We start from the raw sequence: 10,648 nt of genomic DNA, 5'->3' as shown, positions 1-10,648 counted from the left end.
CGGGTCAGCCGGCCCGCGCCGGCTCGCTCGCCTTGAACGACAGGCCCTGCCGGCGGAACGACCGGATCGCGGACTCGACCGCATCGAGCAGGCCGACCTTGGCCAGCCAGGCGTCGTCGTAGACCGTGTCCTCGTACTTGCTGGCGTCGTCCGGCATCAGCAACAGGGGGAACGCCGGAGCCGCCGGTCCGAACAGGTCGGTCACACACGCCGTCAGCACGCAGCCCGCCGACCCGCCGATGCCGATCATGGTGTCCTCCCGCAGCATCCGGCACATCGCGATCGCGTCGCTGTCGCGGATCTGGTGGCGGCCGTCGACGGAACCCGCCTCGAGGAACGACGACCGGCGGCTGGCGCCGATCCCCGGGAGGAGACGGGCGGTCGCCGGCATCTCCGTGCGCGGGCCCGGGCAGACCTCGCTCGCCAGCGAGTGGAACACGTCCACGGCGATCACCCGGATTCCTCTACCCGACCCGCGGACGTGCCGGGCGATCCCGGCGGCGGTGCCACCGGTGGAGACCGCGACGTAGACGGCATCCAGGTGCTGGCCGCCCTGCTCGATGATCTCCGGCGCCGTGCTCTCCTCGTGGATATCCGGATTCGCCGGGTTCTCGTACTGGTTGGGCCAGCGGTAGTCCGGTCGTGACCGGAGGATCCGTCGTACCGCGTCGAGCCGGGTGAGCAGGTATCCACCCTGGCCGTCGTGCTCCTCGACGAGGTGCAGCTCGGCGCCGGCCTCGGTGAGCGCCCGGAGGGAGACGGCCGGGGTCTTCGGGTCGACGACCGCGATGAAGTGACAACCGATGTCGGCCAACAGCCGCGCCATCGCGATGCCCAGGTTGCCCGATGTGGACTCCACCACCACCGTGCCCGCCACCAGGGGGCGCTCCCGGTCGAGGGCACGCAGCAGACCGAGGGCGGTCCGTTCCTTCACTGAGCCGGACGGATGTTGGCACTCGTGCTTGAGGAGTACCGTGTGATGGTCGCCGCCACGCGTCACGAGAAGCTCTGAGACCGGGGTCGGCGCGATCCTCCGATTCCTGTCCAGCATTGCCAAAGGATGCAAGGTCGCCCGGTGGCCGGGAAGAACCTGGCGAGTTGTCGCCAGGAACTCGCCGCGACCTTGATGCGTGGACCCACGAGAAACAAGCATGTGCCCCATGGCGCATCAGGCTGGTCTTGATCCCGTCGCCCGGACGGCTGGACAACCCATCGCGATTATCGGTATGGCGGGTCGATTCCCCGGTGCCCGCTCCGTTGAGGAGTTTCGCGACAACCTTCTCGACGGCGTCGAGTCGATCTCCTTCTTCGACGACGAGGAGTTGCGGGCCGCCGGCGTGACCGACGCCGAGCTGGCCGACCCGGCGTACGTGCGGGCAGCTCCGGTCATCGGCGACGTCGACATGTTCGACGCCGCCCTGTTCGGGCTCAGCAGCCGCGAGGCCCAGCTGGTGGATCCCCAGTTCCGGGTGTTCCTCGAGACCTGCCACTCGGCGCTGGAGAACGGCGGCGTGGTTCCCGGTCAGGGCAGCGACCGGATCGGTGTCTACGCCGGTTCGCGGCCCAACAACTACCTCGAGGACAACATCTACCGCAGCGCGCAGGCGATGCGCAGCGCCGGCAACCTGCTGGCCTCGATCAGCAACCACACGGACTACCTGGCCACCAGCGTGGCCTACCGGCTCGGCCTGACCGGCCCGGCGATCAGCATGGTGACCGCGTGCTCGACCTCCCTGGTGGCCGTCCACGTCGCGGTGCGGGCGCTGCGCGCCGGTGAGTGCGAGGTCGCCCTCGCCGGTGGCGTCGAGATCTGCCTGCCGGAGATCGGCGGGTACGCCTACAAGGAAGGCGGGATCTTCTCGCCGGACGGCCGGATCCGGCCGTTCGACTCCCAGGCCCAGGGCACGGTCTTCGGCAACGGATGTGGTGCCGTCCTGCTCAAGCCGCTGGCCGCCGCGCTGGCCGACGGCAACCCCGTGCACGCCGTCATCCGCGGCACGGCGATCAACAACGACGGCAGCGACAAGGGCGCCTTCTCGTCACCCAGCGCCTCCGGCCAGGTCGCGGTGGTCCGCGCCGCGTTGCGGGACGCCGACGTGCATCCCGCCACCATCGGCTACGTCGAGGCGCACGGCACGGGCACCCTCGTCGGCGACCCGATCGAGGTCGGCGCGCTCAGCACCGCGTGGCGTGAGCAGACCGACGAGGCCGGCTACTGCGCGATCGCGTCGGTCAAGGCCAATGTGGGTCACCTCGGGGCGGCGGCCGGCGTCGCCGGTCTCGTCAACGCGGTCTGCACCGTTCGGGACGGGGTGCTGGCCCCGGTCATCAACTTCGACGAGCCCAATCCGCGCATCGACTTCGTCAACGGCCCGTTCTACGTCAGCACCGAACTGCGCTCCTGGCCGGCGTCGGAGCGCCCCCGGCGGGCCGCGGTGAGCTCGTTCGGGATCGGTGGGACCAACGCCAACGTCATCATCGAGCAGCCGCCGGCCCGCGCGGCGTCCCGTCCCGGGCGGCGTGCCGTCCAGCTCATCCCCGTCTCCGCCCACACGCCGGAGGCGCTCGACGCGCTCACCGGCCGGCTGGCCGACTGGCTGTCCGGCACGGACGAGGAGCTCGCCGACCTCGCGTACACCCTGAGCACGGGCCGCCGGGCGCTGCCGCTGCGCCGCTTCGTGGTGGCCGCCGACCCGGCGGAGGGCGCCGCCCGGCTGACCGTCGACCTGCCCGCCTTCCGGGCCACCGCGGCACGCGGCGCCACCTTCCTCTTCCCCGGTCAGGGGGCGCAGTACCCGGGAATGGCCAGGGAGCTGTACCACTCGGAGCCGGTGTTCCGCGCGGAGTACAACGCCTGCGCGGCGGCGCTGCGCGCCACCCACGACGTGGACCTGCTGCACCTGCTGCTCAAGGCGGACAGCGAGACGCAGAACCAGACGCGCAACACCCAGCCGCTGCTGTTCGCGATCGAGTACGCGCTGGCCAGGACGATGCAGAGCGTCGGCGTCCAGCCGACCGCGATGCTCGGGCACAGCATCGGCGAGTACGTGGCCGCGACCCTGGCGGGGGTCTTCAGCCGGGACGACGCGGTGCGGCTGGTGGCGGAGCGGGGTGCTCTCATGCAGACGGCCGAGAGCGGCTCGATGCTCGTGGTGACCCTGCCCGAGGAGCTGCTCGTCCCGATGCTGGACGACACGCTGGACATCGCGGCCATCAACGCACCCGGCGTGTGCGTCGTCGCCGGCCGGACCGAGGACGTGGAACGGTTCGAGGACGAACTGATGCTGCACGGCGTCTCCAGCCGCCGGGTGCACACCTCGCACGCGTTCCACTCCCGGACGATGGACGGCATCCTCGACCGCTTCGAGGAGGCGGTACGGAAGACCACCCTGCGCCCGCCGACGATTCCCTTCGTGTCGAACCTGACCGGCACCTGGATCGCCGACGACGAGGCGACCGACCCGCGCTACTGGGCCCGGCACCTGCGCGGCTGCGTCCGGTTCGCCGCCGGCGTGGAGCTGCTGACCACCGACGGCAACCGGGCCTTCGTCGAGGTGGGACCCGGCCGGACGCTCACCGGCTACGTCACCGCCCAGGACCGCTCGGCGGTGGCGGTGGCGACGCTGCGCCACCCGAAGCAGCAGCAGTCCGACGCGGAGACCCTGCTCGGCGCGGTCGGCCGGCTCTGGGCCGAGGGCGTGCCGGTGGACTGGGCCGGGTTCTGGTCGGACGAGCGGCGCAACCTGCTGGCCCTGCCCGAGTACCCCTACCAGCGTCAGCGCTACTGGATCGAACCTGACGAGGAAGAGCCGGCCGCCGTCGGCGGGACGGCCGTCGCGGCCGGACCGGTCGGTGCGTACACGGCACCGGTGTGGCTGGAGACCCCGGCACCGGACCCGGCCGCCGCGGAAGGGACCTGGCTCGTCCTCTCCCCGCCGGACGACACCGTCCTGCCCCGAGTGGCGGAGCGGGCCAGGGCCGCCGGCGCCAACGTGCTGCTGGCGACGACGGATGAGCAGGCCATGGCGCTCCTGGCCGACCTGCCCGCAGACCTGCCGACGCCGGTGACGCTGGTGCACGGGCTCTGCGTCGGGACCCGGCCCGAGGGCCTGACCGAGGCCACCGCCGCCGAGCACTGGCTCAGCAACGGCTTCCACAGCGTGCTGCGAATGCTCCAGGAGGCCGTTCGCCGGCTGCCGGGTACGCCCGTCGAGCTGGTCGTCGTGACGAGCCAGATGCAGGACGTCACCGGCGACGGCCTGGTCGAGCCGGCCAAGGCGGCGGTACTGGGCGTGGTCAAGCTCGCGCCGAAGGAGCTCGAATCGGTCACCAGCCGCAGCATCGACCTCGGCGGGACGTACCGCGAGGACCTGGCGGTGGCACAGCTCTTCGCGGAGATCGCCGGGAAGGGCCCGGAGCAGCAGGTCGCCTACCGTGGTCGCAAGCGCTGGGCCTGGTCGTACGCCGGGATCTCGGTGACGGCGCCGGCGGGTGCCCCGCCGGCGCTCCGCCAGGGGGGTGTCTACCTCCTCACCGGCGGCCTGGGCGGGCTCGGCCTGGTCCTCGCCCGTCAGCTCGTGGACCTGGTGTCGGCGAAGGTGGTGCTGCTCGGCCGCAGCGGGTTGCCCGACCGGGCGGAGTGGCCGGCCGTGCTGGCCGACACCCCGCAGGCGCCGGTCGCGCACCGCATCCGCGCGGTCCAGGAGATCGAGGAGTCAGGTGGGCAGGTCCTGACGCTGGCGGCGGACGTCACCGACGCCGACAGCATGCACGCGGTACGCGACCGGGTGCTCGACCACTTCGGGCCGGTCGACGGGGTGTTCCACCTGGCGGCCGTGGCGGGTGGCGGCATGCTCGAGACCCGGTCCCACGAGGACGCGCAGGCGGTGCTCGCGCCGAAGGTGCGCGGCACGTACCTGCTCGACGAGATCTTCCAGCCCGACCTGATGGTGCTGTACTCGTCGATCGCGGTGCTCTCCTCCGACTTCGGCCTCGGCGACTACGTCGGTGCCAACGCGGTGCTCGACGCCTTCGCGCAGGCACGGTGGGCGGAGGGCCGGCACACGGTCTCCATCAACTGGCCGCCGTTCGCCGAGGTGGGCATGGCGCAGGAGGTCGAGGCACCGTCGGTCTTCGCCCAGATCGCCTGGGGGGAGCAGCCCGCCGCGGCGGACGCCCGTCCGGTGGCCCACCCGATGCTCTCCGCACGGACCGACGTCGACGACTCGCTCAGCACCTTCGACGTCGACCTGTCCGCGACGAACTGGGTTCTCGACGAGCACCGGATGACCGGCATCCCGACGATGCCCGGCACGGGGATCATCGAGCTGGTGCGTGCCGCGTTCGCCGAGCTGACCGGCGAGCAGCACGGTGAGATCACCGACCTCATGCTCATCCAGCCGCTGGTCGCCCACCCCGGCCTGCGGTGCCAGCTCGATCTGCGCCGGCAGCCCGACGGGTTCGAGGTGGTGCTGCGCAGCCCCGACGGCAACCAGTACGCACAGGGCCGGGTCGGCCCGGGCGGCGCCGTCGACCCCGCCAAGCACGACCTGGCGCAGCTGCGGGCAGAGGCGACGGAGATCCCCGTCCCCGATCTCGCCAACTTCGAGGGCGTGCTCAGGTTCGGACCCCGCTGGTCCGGAATCCGGGGCCGTTGGTCCGCGCCGGGCATGGAGCTGGTGACCGTCGAGCTCGACGAGCGGTTCCGCTCCGACCTCGACGAGTACCACCTGCACCCGGCGGTCCTGGACTGCAGCATCGGGATCGGCCAGGTCATCCGGGGCGAAGGCTTCTACCTGCCGTTCAGCTACGGCCGCATCCGCGTCCACAGCGCGCTGCCGGGTCGGGTGCACGCCATCATCCGGCACCTCGACGACACCCTCGGCGAGACCGCCAGCACCGACGTGACGCTCGTCGACGACGACGGCAACGAGGTCCTGACGGTGGAGCGGTTCACCATCTTCCGGATGCCGGAGGATCTGCCCGAGCGGACCCAGGGGACGGCGGTCGCCGCACCGGCAGTCGCCGAGCCGCTGGACGAGGTCACCCCCGAGGCCGGGGCGGAGGCACTGCGGCTGATCCTCGGTGGCGCGGTGGGCCCGCAGGTCATCTGGTGCCCGGAGGGCCTCGACGTCCGGTTGCGGCGTACCTCGAAGGTCAACCGGGCGGCGGTCACCGAGCAGTTGACCGCCGGCGGTGCCTCCACGGGCACGGCACGGACCCTGTCCACGCCGTACGTGGAGCCGAGCACCGACCTCGAGCGGGCCCTGGCGCAACTCTGGTCGGACACGGTCGGCGTCGAGCAGATCGGGGCCGAGGACGACTTCTTCGACCTTGGCGGCAACTCGTTGTTCGCGGTCCAGCTGGTGTCCCGGATCCGGCAGCGCTTCTCGGTTGACGTCTCGGCCGCGCAGCTGTTCGACTCCCGCCACGTCCGGGGCCTGGGCCAGGTCATCGAGGCCGCCCTGGTGGCGAAGATCTCGGCGATGTCGGATGAGCAGGTCGCGCAGACGATGGGGCTGACCACCGATGCCGGCTGACCGGCCCGCCATCGGGGCCGTGGTGGGCGGCCAGGGCATGTCGGCGCAGCACATGTTCAGGCTCACCAGGGACGTGGAACAGCTGGGCATGGACTCGGTGTGGCTGCCGCAGATGCCCAATCAGCTTGAGGTCGGCACGCTGCTCGCCGGGCTGGCCGTCAGGACGGAACGACTGCGCCTGGGCACGGCGATCCTGCCGATGTACTCGCGCCCTCCGGTGGTCATGGCGCAGACCGCGGCGACCATCGACGAGATGTCCGGCGGGCGGGTGAACCTCGGGCTGGGACTGGGCCACCGGGGGATCGGCGACTGGATGGTCGGCGGCCGTTCCGTGCCGGCGCTCGCGGGGACCCGCGAGTATCTCGGCGTCGTCACGCAGCTGTGCCACGAGGGCGAGGTGAACGTCGACGGCGAATGGTACGGCGGGCACGCCTCGCTTCCGCCCGGGCGGCGTGACGACCTGCCCGTCCTGCTCGGCGCCTTCGGCCCGCGGATGCTCGAACTGGCCGCGGAGGTCGCCGACGGGGTGATCCTCTGGATGTGCACGCCGCAGTACGTCACCGACGTCGTGCTGCCCGCGTTACGTCGCGGCTGGGCGAAGCGGGGTGGGCGCCCGGACGGCTTCCGCGTGGTCGCGATGATGCACGCGGCGGTCAGCGACGAACCCGACCGCGACCGCGAACTGTTCGGCCGGCTCCTCGCGTCGTACCTGCGGGTGGCGACCTACCGCGCGCTGTTCCGCAACAGCGGGTTCGCCGACTGCGTCGAGACGGGCAGGGCCGACGCCGGGATGGTGTCGGCCCTGGCCGCGATCGGCCCCGAGGAGGCGGCCCGTGGTCTGGCCGCCTTCCGGCGGGCCGGCGTCGACGAGGTCGTGATCGCCCCGGCGGGCACCGCTCAGCGCGGCTACGAGACCTGCCTTCAGACGCTGCGCGCCACGTACGGGATCAGCGCCAGCGCATGATCCCCGATCATCTGCTTCCGTTGGGCGACGAGGAGTTCTCGGTCTGGCGTCGGTTCTGCCTGCGTAGCACCGGCATGCCGTTCGAGTGGGTCGCTGACCCGGAGATCGTCCGGCAACCGTCGTTCCTGGAGGCGCTGACCTGGCAGCACCTCGAGGTCGCCGAGCTGACCCGGCGTCGGGTCACCGACGGCAGGCCGATGAAGCGGGATCTGTCGAGGACGCTGGCGAGCTACCGGTCGCGGTACTGCGCGAAGAACGACTCGATCGGGTTCTTCGGACCGACGGCCTGGGGCCGCTGGACCGACGGTGACACGGTCGTTCCCGAGCAGGGGTCGGTCACCCGGGGGCAGGTGTTCTTCGAAATGTGGGCCGTCCAGGCGGTGGGCAGGGCGCTCGCGGAGCGCTACGACCTGCATGACTGGACGGTCCCGCAGGTGGCCTCGGCCGTGGCAGCGGGGCCGGGCGGCGTCCACCTGGGCGACGGGTCGTTCCTGTCCCTGTCGGAGTTGGGCCAACGGGTCCTCGGGGCGGTCGACGGCTTCCGGACCGTGGCGGATGTGGCGGCTGTCCTGGACGACGGGACTACCGACGCCGCGCGGGTCGTCACCGAGATCCGTAAGTTGCAGGCGATGGGGGTGCTGACCCGTGGGTTCTTCATTCCGCAGGCCCAGCATCCCGAGCGCCGGCTGGCCATGCAGTTGGCCCGGGTGGCCGATCCCGCGCGCCGGCAGGCGGCACAGGACGAACTGACGTCGCTGGTACGGGCCCGGGACCGGGTCGCGGCCGCGGTGGGCGACCCGGCCGCGGTGGCCTCCGCGCTGGAGGCGCTGCACGAACGGTTCACCACCGTCGCCCTGGAGTCGTCGCGGCGGCACGACGGCAGGTACTACGCCGGACGGACGGTCGTCTACGAGGAGTGTCGCGCCGACACCGTCCCGGAACTCGGGGCGGAGCTGCGGGCTGACGTGGCACCGGCCCTCGGCCTCCTGTTGCAGAGCGCGCGGTGGTTCTCGGTCGAGATCGCCCGGGGATACCGGTCGTTGGTCGGCGAGCTGCTCGCGCAGGAGCCCGACCAGTCGGCCGACGGCTACCCCCTGCCCAGGTTGCTCGCCCAGCTCGCACCGACCTTCCAGGACAGTACGACCGGACCGACCGGCGCCGCAGCGCGTGAACTGCGCCGACGCTGGACGGAGATCCTGGCCCCCCAGCCGATGGCCGGGCCGGTGACCTATTCGTCGCAGGAACTGCGGGACAAGGTCCTGACGGCCTTCCCCGCCACGGCACCGGGCTGGCCGACGGCACGGTGGCACAGTCCGGATCTCATGCTCGCGGCGGCCAGTCCGGAGGACCTGCGCGACGGCCGGTGGTTGGCCGTGCTCGGCGAGGTCCATCCCACGATCAACTCGCTCGACCAGTTGTGCTTCTCGTGGTCGCACCCCGACCAGGCGGGGCTGCGCCGGGACATCGACAGCGACATGCCGAAGCGGATCGTCCCGCTCTACTCGATGACCGACGGCCTGGTGAACTCCCGTACCGGGCCGCCCGAGGCGTACCACTCGCCCGGCTACACCTACCTGGGGGTCTCTTCCGAGCAGTCGTACGCGCCACCGCGGGCGAACGTGGTGGCGGCGGGCGCGCTGCGGGTGCACCGGGAGGGTGGCCGGCTGGTGGTCCGCTCCGTGGTGGACGACTTCGAGGCCGATCTCATCGAGGTGCTGGACGACTACCTCGCCCTGGCCGCGTTCAACCGGTTCGGGCTGCTGGCCCCGTCCCCGTACCAGCCTCGGATCCAGATCGACCGGGTCGTCGTGTCGCGGGAGCGGTGGCAGCTCCCGCTCACCGGGTTCGCCGAGTTCGCACAGGCCCGGTTGGCGACGGTGGCGTCGCACGTGCGGCAGGTCGCGGCGGACCGGGGGCTGCCCGACGTCGCGTTCTGGGTCGTCGCGGGTGAGGCCAAGCCGATCTACGTCGACCTGCGCGACGACACCCTGATCGACACGCTCTGGGCGAAGCTGCGCCGTGGCCGGCAACGTGATCCCGGTGGCAGCGTCTCGGTCACCGAGATGCTGCCGGGACCCGACCAGTTGTGGCTGCGTGATTCGCAGGGCCGCCGCTACACGGCGGAGTTCAGGCTGACCTGCGTCGACAGTCAGCAGTACCGAGGCGAGAACGGAGAGTGAGCAGGTTGTTCGACGACGACGGGCGCACCTACCAGGTGGTCATGAACGACGAGGAACAGTATTCGATCTGGCCCGACGACCGCCCGATCCCGGCTGGGTGGACGGCGTCCGGCCCCTCCGGCCCCCGGCAGGAGTGCCTCGACCACATCGCCACGGTCTGGACCGACATGCGGCCCCGCAGCCTGCGCCTGCTGATGGAGGCCGACTCGGCATGACCGTCCGCCCCCAGTCCACCATCGTCCGGATCGGTGCGGTGACCGACCCGCGAGTCCGGCTGCTGTGTTTCCCGCAGGCCGGCGGCGGTACGGCGACCTTCCGGCCGCTCAGCGCCGTCTTCCCGCCGAGCGTCGACCTCTGCGCCCTGCGACTGCCGGGCCGGGAATCCCGCCGACGGGAGACCCCGCTCACGGACATGCACGAGACCGTCGCGGAGGTGATCAAGACTCTGGGCGAGTGGGACGACGTGCCGCTGGCCTTGCTGGGTTACTGCTCGGGGTCGTTCGTCGCCTACCAGGTGGCGCGCGAGCTGACCCAGGCGGGCCGCCCGCCCGTCCGGCTCATCGTGCTGGCCTCGCCCGGGCCGAGGGTGGTCGCCCCGGAACGTCGCATACACACGCTGGCCGAGCCGGACCTCATCACCTACCTGCGGGACTCCCGCATCACCCCCGAGTCGGTGCTGTCGGACCGGAACCTCTTCGGCATGTTCGAACCGGCCATCCGCGCCGACTTCGCCGTCTACGAGAACTGGGACTACCAGCCCGGTGCGCCACTCGGGATGCCGGTCACGGTCGTCGGCGCCCGGGAGGACGCGTCGGTGGACTTCGCGGACCTCGCGATGTGGCAGGACCACACGAGCAAGGACTTCACCCTGCGGATCATGCCGGGCGGGCACGACTTCCTCGGGTCGGCCTCGGCGCGACTCGGCGAACTGTTGCTGGCCGAGCTCGACCTCTGACATCCACGAA

Annotated in this window: 6 protein-coding genes; 5 read left to right on the top strand and 1 reads right to left on the bottom strand. The window is 71.6% G+C overall.

The features are described from left to right. Positions 1–4 precede the first annotated feature (4 nt). Positions 5–1,051 carry a pyridoxal-phosphate dependent enzyme gene (locus ACGFIG_RS29210; protein WP_393008419.1) on the bottom strand — a complete coding sequence of 349 codons (1,047 nt, stop codon included), beginning with the start codon at positions 1,049–1,051 and terminating at the stop codon, positions 5–7. 100 nt (positions 1,052–1,151) lie between these two features. On the opposite strand from ACGFIG_RS29210, the gene ACGFIG_RS29205 reads away from it, so the two are divergent. Genes ACGFIG_RS29205 through ACGFIG_RS29185 form a run of 5 tightly spaced genes read left to right on the top strand, consistent with a single transcriptional unit; the run spans position 1,152 to position 10,638 of the window. Further along, positions 1,152–6,539, top strand: a complete 5,388-nt coding sequence (locus ACGFIG_RS29205; protein ID WP_393008341.1) for an SDR family oxidoreductase — start codon at positions 1,152–1,154, stop codon at positions 6,537–6,539. After that, positions 6,529–7,503, top strand: a complete 975-nt coding sequence (locus ACGFIG_RS29200; protein WP_393008339.1) for an LLM class flavin-dependent oxidoreductase — start codon at positions 6,529–6,531, stop codon at positions 7,501–7,503. The genes ACGFIG_RS29205 and ACGFIG_RS29200 overlap by 11 nt, the downstream gene beginning before the upstream one ends. Then, the gene (locus tag ACGFIG_RS29195; RefSeq protein WP_393008337.1) at positions 7,500–9,683 is read left to right on the top strand and encodes a lantibiotic dehydratase; all 2,184 of its coding nucleotides are present in this window, start codon (positions 7,500–7,502) and stop codon (positions 9,681–9,683) included. Before ACGFIG_RS29200 ends, ACGFIG_RS29195 begins: the two co-directional genes overlap by 4 nt. A 5-nt stretch (positions 9,684–9,688) precedes the next feature. Further along, a complete protein-coding gene (locus tag ACGFIG_RS29190) occupies positions 9,689–9,898 on the top strand; it encodes an MbtH family protein (RefSeq protein ID WP_101415078.1) in 210 nt (69 codons plus the stop codon). Then, complete coding sequence (locus ACGFIG_RS29185; RefSeq protein WP_393008335.1) at positions 9,895–10,638, top strand: thioesterase II family protein; 744 nt, start codon at positions 9,895–9,897, stop codon at positions 10,636–10,638. Before ACGFIG_RS29190 ends, ACGFIG_RS29185 begins: the two co-directional genes overlap by 4 nt. The last annotated feature ends 10 nt before the right edge of the window (positions 10,639–10,648 follow it).

Source organism: Micromonospora sp. NPDC049048, assembly GCF_043197615.1.
In the GTDB taxonomy this organism is placed as follows: Bacteria; Actinomycetota; Actinomycetes; order Mycobacteriales; family Micromonosporaceae; genus Micromonospora.
Note: the sequence above shows the minus strand (reverse complement) of the source record. Positions and strands in the feature narration are given on the sequence as shown.